Here is a 14849-nt window from a genome sequence, read left to right on the forward strand (position 1 = left end):
TTCCATTTATGCGTCGACCTCCCCAAGCACGATATCGACAGCCCCGAGGATGGCGATCAAGTTGGACATCGACTGGCCGACCAACAGCTTCGGCAACAGTTGCAGGTTGACGAAGGAGGGGCGGCGGAATTTCAGGCGGTACGGTTTGTCCTTGCCTTCCGAGACGATGTAGACGCCGAGTTCCCCGCGAGCGCCTTCGACAGCCGAGTAGTACTCGCCGGCCGGGACGCGGAGGATCTTCGGCACCTTGCCCATCACCGGGCCTTCCGGGATCTGATCGAGCGCTTGCTCGACGATCCGCAACGACTGCTCGATCTCTTTGAGGTGACACATGTAGCGGTCGTAGCAGTCGCCGTTCTCCCCGACGACCACGTCAAAGTCAAAGCGGTCGTAGATCGAGTACGGTTTGTTTTTGCGCAGGTCCCAGTTGAAGCCGGTCGAGCGCAGGTTGATACCGGACATCGCGAAGTTGATCGCGGTTTCGGTGTCAAATTTGCCGATGCCTTTGACGCGGTTCAAGAAGATCTCGTTGCCGGTGACCAACTCGTGGTACATGTCCATCTGCTTCTTGAGATGTTGGACAAATTGTTTTGCTTCTTCAACCCAGCCCTCCGGCGTGTCCCATTTGACACCGCCGACGCGCATGTAGTTGAAGGTCAGGCGCGCCCCGCAGAGGCGGTTGAAGAGATCGATGATCTTTTCACGCTCGGCGAAGACGTAGAGGAACGGACTCATCGCGCCAAGGTCCAGCAGGTATGTACCGAAGAAGACCAAGTGCGAGGCGATGCGTTGCAGTTCTGCGACGATGACGCGCAGATGTTCGGCGCGTTCTGGAACTTCCAGGTCCATCGCCTTTTCGACCGCGCCCACGATCGCGTGGTTGTTGATCATCGAGGCGAGGTAGTCCAAGCGGTCGGTGTATGGGATGATCTGCGTGTATTGCAGATCTTCGGCCAGTTTTTCCGTGCCGCGGTGGAGGTAGCCGACGACCGGCTCGGCGTCGACGATGATCTCACCGTCGACTTTGACGACCACGCGCAACACCCCGTGCGTACTCGGATGCTGGGGGCCGATGTTCATTAAGAGTTCTTCCGTGCGAATTGCCATCGTAATCCTTTCCCCCTAGTCCATGACGACGTAATCTTTGCGAAGCGGGTGACCCTGCCACTCTTCTTCGAGCATGATGCGGCGCAGGTCGGGATGTCCTTCGAAGCGCAGGCCGAGCAGGTCGTAGATCTCGCGCTCTTCCCAGTTGAAGCCGGAGAAGATCGGGGTGATCGACGGGACGCTGCCGTTGTCGCGCGCACCGCGGACTTTCAAAGCGATGTCGTAGTCGAGTTCGAAGGAATGCAGGAGGGTGAACACTTCGATGTACCCTTTGTCTTTGTAGTCGGTGCCGGCCATCGCTTCCGGGTAGAAGAAGAGCAGCGAGGGATCGGTTTTGACGTACTCGACGGTGTCGACCCAGTACTCGGGCTTGATCACGAGGGTCGGGGTGATTTTTTTCACGTCCGCTTCCTCGATCGCAGCGTCGCCGAATTTGGTAGCGATCTTGCCTTTGATCGTTTCGAGGCGTTGCTGGGCTTCGATCAGGCGCGGGTCCGGCTCTTTCTCCGGCTCCGGAGCCTTCTCGGCAGCAGGCTTGGCCGCAGCCGCCGGTTTCGGAGCAGCGGGCTTCGCTTCCGGGGTGGCTTCTGCCTTCGGTGCTTCCGGGGCAGCGTCTGCCTTCGGTGCTTCCGGCTTGGCTTCTGCCTTCGGTGCTTCCGATTGCGTTTCGGTTTTTGCCGGTTCTTCCGGTTTTACGGTTTCTTCAGGCGCTTTGTTTTCTTCGCTCATCTAGCGCACCTTCTTCCCTTTCGCTTCCAAGCGGATCTTCTCTTGGAGCTTATTCAGGCCGTAGATCAAGGCCGGCGGAGACGGCGGGCAGCCCGGGATGTAGACATCGACCGGGATGATCTGGTCAGCGCCCTTGACGACACTGTAGGCGCGCACATACGGACCGCCTGCGGTTGCACAGGAGCCCATCGCCACCACCCATTTCGGTTCCGGCATCTGATCGTACAGACGCTTCAAAATCGGCGCCATCTTCTTCGTGATCGTGCCGGCGATGATGATGCAGTCCGCCTGACGCGGCGACGCCCGAAAGATGATGCCGAAGCGGTCGAGGTCATAGTGCGCCGCACCGGTGCCCATCATCTCGATCCCGCAACATGCGGTCGCAAAAGTCAACGGCCAAAGCGAGTTGCTGCGCGCCCATGCCTTTACCTGTTCCAATGTGCCGATCAGCACACCGGCCTTGCTCAATTCCTGCGACTCTTCTTTGCTGAACCCTTCGAACTGGACGTAAGCTGGTTCTTGCGGGTTGGCCGTGTTTTTCGTTACTTCCATTCCAACACCTTCTTTTTCCAGGCATAGACGAGGCCGATTACAAGCAAGCCAAGGAAGATAAACATCTCGACGAGCCCGAAGACCCCCAGGGATTCAAACGAGACTGCCCACGGATACAGGAACATGATCTCAACGTCGAACACTACGAACATCAATGCAAACAGATAGTAGCGGACGTTGTATTGAACATGCGCTTCGCCGAACGGCTCCACCCCGGATTCATAGGTGGTCAGTTTTGCTTCGGTCGGGTTTTTCGGTCGCAACAGCGGCCCGAGAATCATCAACGCGCCGATCGGGAGCAACAACCCTAAGACGAGGAACAGGGAGATAAAGACGTAACTGTTCCAATATGAGACCATAATAGTCCCCTCCATCATGAGAAGATATTCAGAGTTTTGCCTTCAACATTATAACAAAGTCACTCAGCCATGTAAAACCAACCTACCACTCTAGTTTCAACAACCTAACCAGTTCCCGTGATAAATAGTTTTCGAACCAGGTCGCGTCCTATTAGTTTTTGGCATTCTCTGCCGAAACATACAAAAACCCCACACGTTTTTGTGTGGGGTTCTGTCGGCTAACGGCCGGTTTTGATTTTCGCGACTTCCAAACGGTTCAGTGCGCGAGAGAGTGCGAGTTCCGCACGGCGAGCATCGATATCGCCCGATTTCGAGTCCTTGACGCGGCGTTCCGCACGCTCTTTGGCGCGGGACGCACGGTCTACGTCGATCTCCTCCGGGAGTTCGGCCGACTCAGCGAGCACCGTCACTTTATCCGGCTTGACTTCGAGGAAGCCGCCGGATACAGCGATGGTGTGGTCGCCTCCGTCCGTCTTGACGCGGAGTGCGCTGATCTTCAACGTGGTGACGACCGGGGAATGGCCAGCCATGATCCCGATATCGCCGTCACCGCCGCGAGCGATGATCAGGTTTGCTTCGTTCTCATACACTTTGCGTTCAGGAGTTACGATTTCGATCGGCATTTTTCTCATATCGAATTCCTCCTATGCCCCAATGCAGAGCACTAGGCCATGCTCTTCGCGTTTTCGACCGCTTCTTCGATGGTGCCGCACATGTAGAACGCACCTTCCGGAAGGTCGTCGTGCTTGCCTTCGAGGATCTCCTTGAAGGAACGAACGGAGTCAGCGACCTTGACGTACTTGCCTGCACGGCCGGTGAACTGTTCTGCAACGTTGAACGGCTGGGACAGGAAGCGCTGGATCTTACGAGCACGGGTAACGAGCGCTTTGTCTTCGTCAGACAACTCGTCCATGCCGAGGATCGCGATGATGTCTTGCAGTTCTTTGTAGCGCTGCAGGGTAGCCTGAACGCCACGAGCGACTTGGTAGTGCTCTTCGCCGACGATGTCCGGGGACAGCGCGCGGGAAGTGGAAGCCAGCGGGTCAACCGCCGGGAAGATCCCTTGCTCGGCGATGGAACGCTCGAGGTTGGTGGTTGCGTCCAAGTGAGCGAACGCGGTCGCCGGAGCCGGGTCGGTGTAGTCGTCGGCCGGGACGTAGATCGCTTGGATCGAGGTGATCGAACCTTTTTTGGTCGAGGTGATGCGCTCTTGCAGTTGACCCATCTCCGTTGCCAGGGTCGGCTGGTAACCTACTGCGGACGGCATACGGCCGAGCAGTGCGGATACCTCGGAACCTGCTTGGGTGAAGCGGAAGATGTTGTCGATGAAGAAGAGAACGTCGCGCTCTTCCACGTCGCGGAAGTATTCCGCGATGGTCAGACCGGTCAGAGCAACGCGAGCACGCGCGCCCGGCGGCTCGTTCATCTGACCGAAGACCATTGCGGTCTTGTCGATAACGCCGGAGTCTTTCATCTCGTGGTACAAGTCGTTACCTTCACGGGTACGCTCACCGACACCTGCGAATACGGAGTAACCGCCGTGTTGCTTCGCGATGTTGTGGATCAGTTCCTGGATGGTAACGGTCTTGCCTACACCTGCGCCGCCGAACAGACCGATCTTACCGCCCTTGATGTACGGAGCGAGCAGGTCGATGACCTTGATGCCGGTTTCGAAGATCTCGACTTTGGTCGCGAGGTCAACGTATGCCGGAGCTGCTGCGTGGATCGGGTTGGTCTGCTGAGCGTCCACCGGACCTGCTTCGTCGATCGTTTCGCCGAGGACGTTGAGGATGCGGCCGAGGGTGCCCGGGCCGACTGCAACGGAGATCGGACGACCGGTGTCGACAACTTCCGTGCCGCGGACAAGGCCGTCGGTGGAAGACATCGCGATGGTACGAACTTGGTTGTTGCCGAGGTGAGTTGCCACTTCAACGGTGAGGTTGATGTCGCGCTCGCCTTCAGTTTGAGCTTTATAGGTAATGGTCAGGGCGTTGTTCAGCTCCGGAAGTTGGCCTTCCGGGAACTGAACGTCAACGATCGCACCCAGAACCTGGACGATTTGTCCTTTGTTCATCACGAATCCCTCCATTCTCGCATGCTATCGAACTATTGATTCTGTGCTTCAGCGCCGCCAACGATCTCCATGATCTGCGTGGTGATCGCCGCTTGACGGGCACGGTTGAGTACGAGCGTGAGCGTGCCGATCATCTTCGACGCGTTGTCCGTAGCGGCACCCATCGAAGTCATCTTCGCACCGAACTCGCTCGCCTTCGACTCCAACAGCGCGCTGAAGATCAGAGTCTCAGCATACTTGGGGAGAAGGTTGTCGAGCACTGCTTCCGCAGACGGCTCGTATTCGTATTTCGAAGTGTGCACGCCCGGTTGCACGGTCTCTTGCTTGCCGCCCACATCTTCGAGCGGAAGCAGTTTACGGGTGACCGGGACTTGCGTGATCGCATTGATGAATTGGTTGTAGACCAAGATGACTTCGTCGTAGACACCGTCTTGGAACAACTTCACGACATCATTTGCAATCGATTTGATATCCGCAAATGTCGGAGAATCCGACAGGCCAGTAGTTTCACCAACAATGGGATAACCGCGGCGTTGGAAGAAATCGCGCCCTTTGCGCCCGACGATGAACAGGGCGTATTCGTTGTGAGACTTGCCTCTCACTTCGTTCAGCACAGTTCGGATGATCTGAGCGTTGAACGAACCCGCAAGACCCCGGTCGGTCGTCAGGACGACATAACCGGTTTTCTTGACGGGACGCTTGACGAGCATCGGATGGTTCGCGGAACCGCTCCCCGAGGCGATGCTGCCGATTACTTCTTCCATTTTCCCTGCGTACGGACGCGCTTGCTCGACGCGCTCTTGCGCCCGACGCAGTTTCGCCGCAGCTACCATCTTCATCGCTTTGGTGATCTGCTGGGTGTTCTTCACGGATTTGATCCGGCGACGAATGTCGCGGGTATTTTGCGCCATGAATGACACCGCCTTTACATGAAATGGTCAGCTGGACGAGAGGAATTACGCTACGAAGGTCTTGAGGAACTTCTCGATCGCTTCCTTGAGTGCAGCTTCGGTGTCTTTCGTGAGATCTTTGGTCTCCGTGATCGACTTGGCGATCTGCGGGTAGTTGGAATCTACGTAGGACAGCCATTCGGATTCGAAGCGACGGATCGATTCGACCGCTACGCCGTCAGCATGACCGTTTACGACAGCCCACAGAGAGATAACTTGCTTCTCAACGGAGAGCGGAGCGTATTGGCCTTGCTTGAGCACTTCAACCAGACGAGCACCGCGGTCCAGAGTCGCGCGGGTCGCTTTGTCGAGGTCGGATGCGAACTGTGCGAATGCTTGCAGGGAGCGGTATTGCGCCAGGTCCAGACGCAGGGTACCCGCAACCTTCTTCATCGCTTTGATCTGTGCGGAACCACCGACGCGGGATACCGAGAGACCTACGTTGATCGCCGGACGCACGCCGGAGTGGAACAGGTCGGACTCAAGGAAGATCTGGCCGTCGGTGATGGAGATGACGTTGGTCGGGATGTACGCCGATACGTCGCCGCCTTGGGTCTCGATGAACGGCAGAGCGGTCAGCGAGCCGCCGCCGAGTTTGTCAGACAGCTTTGCAGCGCGCTCCAGCAGGCGGGAGTGCAGGTAGAAGACGTCGCCCGGGAATGCTTCGCGGCCCGGAGGACGGCGCATCAGCAGGGACATTTCGCGGTATGCTGCTGCTTGTTTCGACAGGTCGTCGTATACGCACAGAACATGGCCGCCGTTGTACATGAAGTACTCGCCCATCGCAACGCCAGCGTACGGTGCCAGGAAGAGCAGCGGAGCCGGATCGGATGCGGATGCGGATACGACGATGGTGTATTCCATCGCGCCGTGCTTGCGGAGGGTTTCCACAACTTGAGCGACGGTGGATTGCTTTTGACCGATGGCGACGTAGATGCAGATGACGCCTTGGCCTTTTTGGTTGATGATCGCGTCGACTGCGACTGCAGTCTTACCGGTTTGACGGTCGCCGATGATCAACTCGCGCTGACCACGACCGATCGGAACCAGTGCGTCGATCGCTTTGAGACCGGTTTGCATCGGCTCGTGAACCGATTTACGGTCGATAACGCCCGGAGCCGGAGATTCGATCGGACGGAATTCTTTTGCTTCGATCGGACCGCGGCCGTCGATCGGTTGGCCGAGCGGGTTGACAACGCGGCCTACCAGCGCTTCGCCGACCGGAACTTGTGCGATGCGGCCCGTGCGCTTGACTTGGTCGCCTTCTTTGATGCCGACAACCGTGCCGAGGACTACGGCACCGACGTTGTTGGTTTCCAAGTTGAAGGCCATGCCCAGAGCGCCGTTGGTGAACTCGAGGAGTTCCCCGGCCATTACTTTCTCAAGACCATGAATACGTGCGATACCGTCGCCGACTTGGATTACGGTGCCGACGTCATATACTTGAACTTCAGATTGATAGTTCTCAATCTGTTGCTTAATCAGGGAGCTGATTTCTTCAGGACGAATGCTCATGATCTCACCCCTATCTACCGGACTAGTATTTGAGCGTCTGACGGAAACGGTTCAGCTGGGAAGCCACCGAGTAGTCGAACACTCGGTCGCCGATGCGCACGCGCGCGCCGCCGATCAGACTCGGGTTGACCGTCGTGGTCACTTCCACTTGCTTGCCGTTCGTGCCGAGCGTTTGCTTCAACGAGCTCAGTTCCGCTTCGGTGAGCGGGACGGCCGTTTCCACTTCTGCTTTGACTCGACCTTTTTCCAGGTCAGCCAGACGAACATATTCGTTGTATACATCTGCGATCGCGTCTTGGCGACGCGCATCGAAGAGGACTTTCAAGAAGTTCAGCACGGTGTCGGAGACGCGGCCACCGAACAGATCGGTGATCTGCTGCTTTTTCGCATCGAGCGGGATGCTCGGGTGCAGCAGAATGCTGCCGAGTTCCGGATGTGCGTTCAGGACATCGACAATGCTTTTGAGCTCTTGCTCAACCGCGTCGGTCTTGCCTTGTCCTTTTGCCAATTCGATCAGGGCTTCCGCATATCGCTTCGCTACGGCTGCGTTTTTCATACGCGAACACCCATTTCCTTCACTGCTTCATCGAAGAGGGCTTTGTGGCCTTCCGCGTTCAGCTCTTGATGGATGATCTTGCCAGCCAACAGGACGGAGAGAGCCGCGACTTGTTCGCGAACTTCTGCCAGAGCCAGTTCTTTTTCACGCTTGATTTCAGCAGACGCTTCTTCGCGCAGACGGCGCGCTTCTGCTTCTGCAGCCGCTACGAGGTCAGCCGCTTGCTTGTCGCCGGAACGACGAGCGTTCTCCAGCATCTCAGCAGCTTCTTTCTTTGCGGAATCGATGGCAGCTTTGTGTTCCGCTGCCAGTCGCTCCACTTCTGCGCGGTTTTTCTCAGCAGAAGTGATCTGGTTTTCGATATATTCAGCACGATCGCTCATCACTTTCATGAGCGGACCGAACGCGTACTTGCGCAAGAGCAGGAACAGCACAAGGAACACGGCCAGTTGCACCAGCATGGTGCCGAGTTGTGGCATCATGAAGATTCACTCCTTTCGGGATCGGGTTAGACGAGACTGCGGACAAAAGGAAGGCGCAGGCGGTGAAACCCGCCCCGCCGCCCTGCCGGTCGTCCGAGATTAGATGCGGCCGAAGAGGATCAGGCCGAACGCAACCGCGATAACCGGAAGTGCCTCTACGAGACCGAGACCGATGAACATTTGAGTTTGCAGAACGCCGCGCATTTCCGGCTGACGAGCGATACCTTCGATGGTGCGACCAACAACGAGACCGTTACCAATACCTGCACCAACAGCAGCGAGACCGAGCAGCAAACCTACAGCAGTAGCCATTTCCATTTGAGAAGAACCTCCTTGGAGATAGAGAGAATTTTTTAGTCATTTCGAACGTTGAAACGAGAGACAACTTGTCGCGCGGACGAATCCTTAGTGGTGTTCGTCGTGCGGAAGTTTTTGACCGATGTAGACCAGGGTCAGGACGGTGAAGACGAATGCTTGGATCGTGCCGACGAACATGGAGTACGCCAGCCAGACGATGAGCGGGATACCGCCTGTCGGGAAGAACCCGAAGAGGAGCGGCAGACCCACGAGGATCCCGATCAGGACTTCACCCGCAAAGATGTTACCGAAGAGACGCAGACCGAGCGTGATGAACTTTGCCACTTCGTCGATCAAGTGCAGGATAAGGAAAGCCGGATTCGGTTCGATGTAGTGCTTGAAATAACTCTTAGGATTGCGCAGACCGATGAAATGCGTCATGGTGACGATCCCGATCGACATGGCCATCGCGACGCTCAGGTTCGCGGTCGGCGACATGAAGAAGGAGACGTGTGCCTCGCCGTCATGATGATCCAGAGTTTCTTGGGAAATCCCCAACATCGGCTCGTGAATGTGAGCGGTGATGTTCGTGATCAGACCCATCTGGTTGGCAACAAACAGATAGATGATCAAGGTGAACGCCAACGGCACATAGGTCATTGCACGCTTGCCGCCGATAGTATCCTTCGCGAGCCCGGTGATGAAGTCGATCACCCACTCGAAGAAGTTCTGCAAGCCGCGCGGCTTGCGGACATCGACGCTCTTCGTTGCCAGACGAGCCAGCAGAAGAACGATCAAGGCCGCCAAGATGCTGGTGCCAATCGCAGTCAGGTCAATCGCCCAAGTCCCTTCGCCAATGGTAGGAAATAAGTGTTCCATTCTTTACTTTCACCCCTTCCGATAGCGTGATGGCTTATGAAGTTTTGAGCTTGTTGTATAGGAAGCCCCCCAAGATCACCAGTTGATAGGCAAACAGCCCTATCACCACACCCGGAAGACTCACATACCCAATTTTCGGTTCGAGCGCCCGCACCAGAAGAAAGGCACCGAGGAGCATCATGATGCGAAAGGCCATCATGGTTCCCGGTCGCTTTTTGACGTTGCGCAGCGCGACGTCCGCCGCCATCTCCGTCTGTTTGGAAGCGCTGACAGCGAAGTACAGACTAACAACCGACCCGATGGCCAGTCCGGCAAACAGCCCGGAGAGACTTGGCAACACCGCCGCGAGTATCGCCAGAATGGCGGCGACGTATGCGGTGTTTCGGATCGTTCGTCTTGCTAAAAGGTGAAATTCGTTCATGCCGTGGCTCCCATCTCACCTGTGAGGAAAAGTCTACCGTACCTAACCTTGCCCCTAGGCGGAAAAATTATGTATGGCAAACCACAAAAAGACTCGGCGGGTTTCACAGGACGGAACACGAATCCTCTCTGCGGAACCCTAACCGAGAATCATAGTACTATACCGAGTATAGGATTGTCAACGAACTCGCCGTCGTCCGTTCCGCGTCGGCTCTGCACTTTTAGCCGTAATTCATAAATCAGACAAAAGTGTGCTAAAACCAGGCAAATCGTGTAACGAACGCTTAGCGTTCGACGATCATCGAGACGCCTTGACCGCCGCCGATGCACAAGGTGGCAAGGCCGCGCTTGGCATCGCGTTTTTCCATCTCGAAGAGCAGCGAGACGAGCACGCGCGCGCCCGATGCGCCAATCGGATGACCAAGCGCCAGTGCGCCGCCGTTGACGTTGAGCTTTTCGCGCGGGATGTTCAGCTCGCGGCCGACAGCCAGCGATTGCGCAGCAAACGCTTCGTTCGCTTCGATCAGGTCGATGTCGTCGATGGTCAGGCCGGTCCGGTCGAGGACTTTCTTGGTCGCGTAGATCGGACCCAGGCCCATCACGTTCGGATCGAGGCCCGCAGACGCATAGCCGCGCACGGTCGCGAGGATCTTCAGACCGAGCGCTTCCGCCTTCTCGCGGGACATGACGACGATCGCAGCCGCGCCGTCGTTGATGCCCGATGCGTTGCCGGCGGTGACGGTGCCGTCTTTTTTGAAGGCCGGACGCAGTTTGCCGAGCGACTCGGCGGTGGTGCCAGCGCGCGGGTACTCGTCCTTGTCAAACAGGATCGGATCGCCTTTGCGCTGCGGGAGCGGGACCGGGACGATCTCGTCGCGGAAACGGTCGGACTTCAGTGCTTCTTCCGCTTTTTGTTGCGACCAAGCTGCAAATTCGTCCTGCTCTTCGCGGGACAGGCCGAAGCGTTCTGCCACCGTCTCGGCGGTGATGCCCATGTGGGTGTCGTCAAATGCGCACCACAGGCCGTCGCGGATCATCGAGTCGACCGCTTTTTGGTCGCCCATGCGGAACCCGCCACGAGCACCTTCCAATAAATAAGGAGAGCGCGTCATGTTTTCCATGCCGCCTGCGACGATCACGTCGGCATCGCCCGCTTTGATCGCCTGCGCGCCGAGCATGACCGCTTTGAGGCCGGAGCCGCACACTTTGTTGATCGTCATCGACGCGATGGTGTTCGGCAGACCCGCTTTGACCGCCGCTTGACGAGCCGGGTTTTGACCGAGGCCCGCTTGGAGCACGTTGCCCATGATCACTTCTTCGACGAGGTCGCCGGTGACACCCGCGCGAGAAAGCGCTTCCTTGATGACGATGCTGCCGAGCTCCGGTGCGGAGATGCCGGACAGCGCGCCGTTAAAGCTGCCGATCGCTGTGCGCACGGCAGATACGATGACTACATCACGATTGCTCACTGAATGATTCCCCTTTCCAAATACAAGCATTTCCTGCACAGTTCCAATCCATTCTATTCTCGAAGCGATCATGGATTCCTTCCACCTCAAGGCAGAAAGCGTCAAGTCTTTTCGCTCCCTGTAAAAGGTGGTATATTTACTTCTATCACAACGAGATGAACATCACTCACAAATTGACTCCGTCCTCGGAATAGGAGAGTTCACTATGAACTATTTGACCATGGGCCAGAAACTTCGACTGAAGCGCAAAGAATTGGATCTCACGCTGAAAGAAGTGGCGGGGAGCATGATCTCCCCTGCAACGCTCAGTTTGGTGGAGCGCGATCTGCAAGCACCATCGGAGGAGTTGTTGCGCTATCTGGCACAGACCCTGCAAACACCCTTCCATTATTTCCGCGAGACCCCGGAGGAAACTTTAACCCGCCGCGCCGCTTCGCTGCTCGCAGAAGCGGAAGCGCTGATGTATCGCAAACGGTACGGCATGGCTGCCCGCTTTGCCGAAGAGATATTGGAAGACGCGAAAGAACTCGGGCTGACCGCGCTGATCGCCCGCAGCACCTTTTTGCTCGGCCGCATCCATGTCGAGCAGGACGACTACAGTAAGGCCAACCAATACTTGTTCAAGGCGCAGTCCAGCGCCTTGCTCTCCGGGCAATACGCTTGCCTGCCGGAGATCTATTTCCATTTTGGACTCGTCTCCTTCCGCCAGCGATTTTACACGCAGGCGCTCGACTATTTTAAACAGGCCGAAGAAACGGAAAATGTGACGATTGAAGATGCGCTGATTCACAAGATCTACTCGATGCTCGCTCAGACCTGCCACAAGCTCGGCCAGTACGACGATGCGCTGCTCTATGCCAGCCGCGCCAAAGAGCTTGTCGCGCGGATGAACAACATCGACGCCTATGCGGAGTCGCTGCTGGTGCTCGGCGCGTCCTATCGCGAGAAAGAGCAGTACGACCGCGCGCTGGAGCTGTTCCAAGAGGCGCTGCGCCTGATGCGCCAGTCGGATGCCAAGCATGAACTGTCGCAGGTCGAACACACGCTGGCCTCGCTGTATGTGAAGACCGGCGATCTGGTGCTGGCCAACGAGCACTTTGACCTCGCCATCGAGCAAAAGCAGCAATTGAAAGACGCCTCTGTCGTCACCGCCGCTCTCGATCAGGTCGAGACGCTGATCGAGTCGAAGGAGCTGGAAGCGGCCCGCACCCGCCTGGACAAGGCGAGAGAACTGCTCAGCCAATACGACGTCGAGGAGGAGCACGCGCGCGCCCTCGCGTTGAAATACCAACTGTCTCATCTGCTCGGCGAGGAGCAGGAGAGCCGCCTCGCACTGGAAGAGAGCCTGTCGATCATCCGCCGTCTGCCGGTGCCGCGCCGCCTGGCGGACAACCTTGTGCGGATGGGTCGCCTCTGCGCTTCTTCCGGCGATCAGGCGATGGCATCGGTTCTGTACACCGAAGCGCTGGCCGTCTATGAAAATCTCGGCGTGATCATGGGCGTCGGCTCGATGGTCTAGTCCCCTGACGAAACGACCTCCCGTTGGATGAAAACGGGAGGTCGTTTTTTGTTGATGGACGAGCCGTTAGACTTCAAACTCGTCCGGCTTGTCCCCGTTTCCAAAATGGTAGCGGATCGCCTGCACGATGCGCTCCGACGCTTCGCCGTCGCCGTACGGGTTGGCAGCGACAGACATCTTTTGATGAGCGTCCGCGTCGGTCAGCAGTTCGCGCCCGAGGCGGTAGATGGTGTCTTCCTCGGTGCCCGCCAGTTTCAACGTCCCGGCCGCGATGCCTTCCGGGCGCTCGGTGGTGTCGCGCAGGACGAGCACCGGCACGCCGAGCGACGGCGCTTCTTCCTGGATGCCGCCGGAGTCGGTGAGGATCAGGTGCGCCCGCGACATGAAGTTGTGGGTGTCGTACACGTCGAGCGGGTCGATCAAGTGGATGCGTTCGTGATCGCCGAGGATCGCCCGCGCCGGCTCTTGCACAGCCGGGTTGAGATGCACCGGGTAGACGACGACCGTCTCCGGGTGATCGTCCACCAGACGGCGGACAGCGCGGAAGATGTTTTCCATCTTTTCGCCGAGGTTTTCGCGGCGGTGCGCCGTCATGAAGATCAGGCGCTGCCCCTCGCCGATGCCTTCAAGGATCGGGTGGGTATACGTCTCGCGCACGGTGGTCTTCATCGCGTCGATAGCGGTGTTGCCGGTGACAAAGATGCGCGCTTCCGGCTTGTTTTCGCGCAGCAGGTTGTCTTTGGACTGCTGGGTCGGCGCGAAATGAAGATCGGCCATGACGCCGGTCAGTTGGCGGTTCATCTCTTCCGGGAACGGCGAGTACTTGTCAAAGGTGCGCAGGCCCGCTTCGACATGACCGATCGCCACCTGTTGATAAAACGCAGCCAAAGAGGCGACGAACGTGGTCGTGGTGTCGCCGTGGACGAGCACGATGTGCGGCTGCTCTTTGCGAATGACGTCTTCGAGGCCGGCCAGCGCTTTAATCGTGACGCCGGTCAGGGTCTGGCGCGGCTCCATGATGTCAAGATCGTAGTCAGGCGTGATCTCAAAGAGGTTTAACACTTGGTCCAGCATCTGACGGTGCTGGGCGGTGACGCAGACGCGGGAGTGAATCCCTTCCCCTGCACGCTCCAACGCTTTGACGAGCGGTGCCATCTTGACCGCTTCCGGTCGCGTTCCAAATACGGTCAATACACGAATCGGTTCCATGTTCTGATCTCTCTCCCGAATATTATTTCGTGCCAAACAGGCGGTCGCCTGCGTCGCCAAGGCCCGGCGTGATGTAGCCGTGGTCGTTCAGGCATTCATCGACGGCCGCGACATAGATGTCGACGTCCGGGTGCGCCTCTTGGACGACTTTGATGCCTTCCGGTGCGGCGATCAAGCACATCAGTTTGATGCTTTTCGCACCGCGTTGCTTCATAAAGCCGATGGCTGCCGCAGCCGAGCCTCCGGTCGCCAGCATCGGGTCGACAGCGATCAGGTCGCGCTCTTCGACGTCGGTCGGCAGTTTGCAATAGTACTCGACAGGCTGCAGGGTCTCCGGGTCGCGGTAGAGGCCGATGTGGCCGACTTTGGCGTTCGGGATCAGGTTGAGGATGCCGTCGACCATGCCAAGGCCGGCGCGCAGGATCGGCACGACGCCGAGCTTTTTGCCGGCGATCACGTTCATCTTGGCTTCCATGATCGGCGTTTCGACGGTGATTTCCTCCAGCGGCAGATCGCGCGTGATCTCGTACGCCATCAGCATCGCGACTTCTTCCACCAGCTCGCGGAACTGCTTGGTGCCGGTGTTTTTGTCGCGGATATAGGTCAATTTATGTTGGATCAGCGGATGGTCAAACACGTACACTTTGCTCATCGTTGGTGCCCCTTTTCTGTCAGCTTTGGATGTCCTGTCCATTATAGCACAGTTGTGCGGAAGTCAAGAAAAAGGCGCCC

General features: G+C 57.5%; 17 protein-coding genes. 1 reads left to right on the forward strand and 16 read right to left on the reverse strand.

The annotated features are described in order from the left end of the window. Positions 1-6 precede the first annotated feature (6 nt). The 14 genes from OS242_RS06170 to OS242_RS06235 form a co-directional block, all read right to left on the reverse strand. Complete coding sequence (locus tag OS242_RS06170; RefSeq protein WP_267150781.1) at positions 7-1107, reverse strand: NADH-quinone oxidoreductase subunit D; 1101 nt, start codon at positions 1105-1107, stop codon at positions 7-9. A 15-nt stretch (positions 1108-1122) separates the two neighbouring features. Continuing rightward, positions 1123-1836, reverse strand: a complete 714-nt coding sequence (locus OS242_RS06175) for an NADH-quinone oxidoreductase subunit C (protein WP_267150782.1) — start codon at positions 1834-1836, stop codon at positions 1123-1125. Beyond that, positions 1837-2388 carry a NuoB/complex I 20 kDa subunit family protein gene (locus tag OS242_RS06180; protein ID WP_267150783.1) on the reverse strand — a complete coding sequence of 184 codons (552 nt, stop codon included), beginning with the start codon at positions 2386-2388 and terminating at the stop codon, positions 1837-1839. After that, positions 2379-2747 carry an NADH-quinone oxidoreductase subunit A gene (locus OS242_RS06185; RefSeq protein ID WP_267150784.1) on the reverse strand — a complete coding sequence of 123 codons (369 nt, stop codon included), beginning with the start codon at positions 2745-2747 and terminating at the stop codon, positions 2379-2381. The genes OS242_RS06180 and OS242_RS06185 overlap by 10 nt, the downstream gene beginning before the upstream one ends. A gap of 218 nt (positions 2748-2965) precedes the next feature. Next, on the reverse strand, positions 2966-3379 hold the full coding sequence (locus OS242_RS06190) for a F0F1 ATP synthase subunit epsilon (protein ID WP_267150785.1): 414 nt from the start codon (positions 3377-3379) through the stop codon (positions 2966-2968). Between the two features lie 32 nt (positions 3380-3411). Continuing rightward, on the reverse strand, positions 3412-4821 hold the full coding sequence (gene atpD, locus OS242_RS06195) for a F0F1 ATP synthase subunit beta (RefSeq protein ID WP_267150786.1): 1410 nt from the start codon (positions 4819-4821) through the stop codon (positions 3412-3414). Between the two features lie 32 nt (positions 4822-4853). Beyond that, positions 4854-5732, reverse strand: coding sequence for an ATP synthase F1 subunit gamma (gene atpG / locus OS242_RS06200; RefSeq protein WP_267150787.1), 879 nt, complete (start codon positions 5730-5732; stop codon positions 4854-4856). A gap of 45 nt (positions 5733-5777) precedes the next feature. After that, a complete protein-coding gene (gene atpA / locus OS242_RS06205; RefSeq protein ID WP_267150788.1) occupies positions 5778-7286 on the reverse strand; it encodes a F0F1 ATP synthase subunit alpha in 1509 nt (502 codons plus the stop codon). A 22-nt stretch (positions 7287-7308) separates the two neighbouring features. Further along, the gene (locus tag OS242_RS06210; RefSeq protein ID WP_267150789.1) at positions 7309-7842 is read right to left on the reverse strand and encodes a F0F1 ATP synthase subunit delta; all 534 of its coding nucleotides are present in this window, start codon (positions 7840-7842) and stop codon (positions 7309-7311) included. Then, on the reverse strand, positions 7839-8324 hold the full coding sequence (atpF, locus tag OS242_RS06215) for a F0F1 ATP synthase subunit B (RefSeq protein ID WP_267150790.1): 486 nt from the start codon (positions 8322-8324) through the stop codon (positions 7839-7841). Before atpF ends, OS242_RS06210 begins: the two co-directional genes overlap by 4 nt. Before the next feature lie 99 nt (positions 8325-8423). Then, positions 8424-8642 (reverse strand): F0F1 ATP synthase subunit C, encoded by a 219-nt coding sequence (gene atpE, locus OS242_RS06220; RefSeq protein ID WP_267150791.1) that lies wholly within the window; start codon positions 8640-8642, stop codon positions 8424-8426. 87 nt (positions 8643-8729) lie between these two features. Further along, entirely contained in the window at positions 8730-9500 is a 771-nt protein-coding gene (gene atpB / locus OS242_RS06225; protein ID WP_267150792.1) for a F0F1 ATP synthase subunit A, read from the reverse strand. 34 nt (positions 9501-9534) lie between these two features. Beyond that, on the reverse strand, positions 9535-9921 hold the full coding sequence (locus tag OS242_RS06230; RefSeq protein ID WP_267150793.1) for a hypothetical protein: 387 nt from the start codon (positions 9919-9921) through the stop codon (positions 9535-9537). 283 nt (positions 9922-10204) lie between these two features. Then, positions 10205-11389 (reverse strand): acetyl-CoA C-acetyltransferase, encoded by a 1185-nt coding sequence (locus OS242_RS06235; protein WP_323372912.1) that lies wholly within the window; start codon positions 11387-11389, stop codon positions 10205-10207. 205 nt (positions 11390-11594) lie between these two features. On the opposite strand from OS242_RS06235, the gene OS242_RS06240 reads away from it, so the two are divergent. After that, positions 11595-12908 carry a helix-turn-helix transcriptional regulator gene (locus OS242_RS06240; protein ID WP_267150794.1) on the forward strand — a complete coding sequence of 438 codons (1314 nt, stop codon included), beginning with the start codon at positions 11595-11597 and terminating at the stop codon, positions 12906-12908. Between the two features lie 66 nt (positions 12909-12974). Here OS242_RS06240 and wecB read toward each other — a convergent pair whose 3' ends face one another. Both wecB and upp read right to left on the reverse strand, forming a co-directional pair. Next, entirely contained in the window at positions 12975-14117 is a 1143-nt protein-coding gene (gene wecB / locus OS242_RS06245) for a non-hydrolyzing UDP-N-acetylglucosamine 2-epimerase (RefSeq protein WP_267150795.1), read from the reverse strand. 22 nt (positions 14118-14139) lie between these two features. Continuing rightward, positions 14140-14769: a uracil phosphoribosyltransferase gene (gene upp / locus OS242_RS06250; RefSeq protein ID WP_267150796.1), complete on the reverse strand. Its 630-nt coding sequence runs from the start codon at positions 14767-14769 to the stop codon at positions 14140-14142. Between the last annotated feature and the right edge of the window lie 80 nt (positions 14770-14849).

This window comes from Tumebacillus lacus (assembly GCF_026410385.1).
Classification (GTDB): Bacteria; Bacillota; Bacilli; order Tumebacillales; family Tumebacillaceae; genus Tumebacillus; species Tumebacillus lacus.

What these genes read in the sequence shown, in the direction of transcription:
- OS242_RS06170 (WP_267150781.1), bottom strand. Translation starts at nt 1,107, where the DNA reads ATGGCAATTCGCACGGAAGAACTCTTAATGAACATCGGCCCCCAGCAT.
- OS242_RS06175 (WP_267150782.1), bottom strand. Translation starts at nt 1,836, where the DNA reads ATGAGCGAAGAAAACAAAGCGCCTGAAGAAACCGTAAAACCGGAAGAA.
- OS242_RS06180 (WP_267150783.1), bottom strand. Translation starts at nt 2,388, where the DNA reads ATGGAAGTAACGAAAAACACGGCCAACCCGCAAGAACCAGCTTACGTC.
- OS242_RS06185 (WP_267150784.1), bottom strand. Translation starts at nt 2,747, where the DNA reads ATGGTCTCATATTGGAACAGTTACGTCTTTATCTCCCTGTTCCTCGTC.
- OS242_RS06190 (WP_267150785.1), bottom strand. Translation starts at nt 3,379, where the DNA reads ATGAGAAAAATGCCGATCGAAATCGTAACTCCTGAACGCAAAGTGTAT.
- atpD (WP_267150786.1), bottom strand. Translation starts at nt 4,821, where the DNA reads ATGAACAAAGGACAAATCGTCCAGGTTCTGGGTGCGATCGTTGACGTT.
- atpG (WP_267150787.1), bottom strand. Translation starts at nt 5,732, where the DNA reads ATGGCGCAAAATACCCGCGACATTCGTCGCCGGATCAAATCCGTGAAG.
- atpA (WP_267150788.1), bottom strand. Translation starts at nt 7,286, where the DNA reads ATGAGCATTCGTCCTGAAGAAATCAGCTCCCTGATTAAGCAACAGATT.
- OS242_RS06210 (WP_267150789.1), bottom strand. Translation starts at nt 7,842, where the DNA reads ATGAAAAACGCAGCCGTAGCGAAGCGATATGCGGAAGCCCTGATCGAA.
- atpF (WP_267150790.1), bottom strand. Translation starts at nt 8,324, where the DNA reads ATGATGCCACAACTCGGCACCATGCTGGTGCAACTGGCCGTGTTCCTT.
- atpE (WP_267150791.1), bottom strand. Translation starts at nt 8,642, where the DNA reads ATGGAAATGGCTACTGCTGTAGGTTTGCTGCTCGGTCTCGCTGCTGTT.
- atpB (WP_267150792.1), bottom strand. Translation starts at nt 9,500, where the DNA reads ATGGAACACTTATTTCCTACCATTGGCGAAGGGACTTGGGCGATTGAC.
- OS242_RS06230 (WP_267150793.1), bottom strand. Translation starts at nt 9,921, where the DNA reads ATGAACGAATTTCACCTTTTAGCAAGACGAACGATCCGAAACACCGCA.
- OS242_RS06240 (WP_267150794.1), top strand. Translation starts at nt 11,595, where the DNA reads ATGAACTATTTGACCATGGGCCAGAAACTTCGACTGAAGCGCAAAGAA.
- wecB (WP_267150795.1), bottom strand. Translation starts at nt 14,117, where the DNA reads ATGGAACCGATTCGTGTATTGACCGTATTTGGAACGCGACCGGAAGCG.
- upp (WP_267150796.1), bottom strand. Translation starts at nt 14,769, where the DNA reads ATGAGCAAAGTGTACGTGTTTGACCATCCGCTGATCCAACATAAATTG.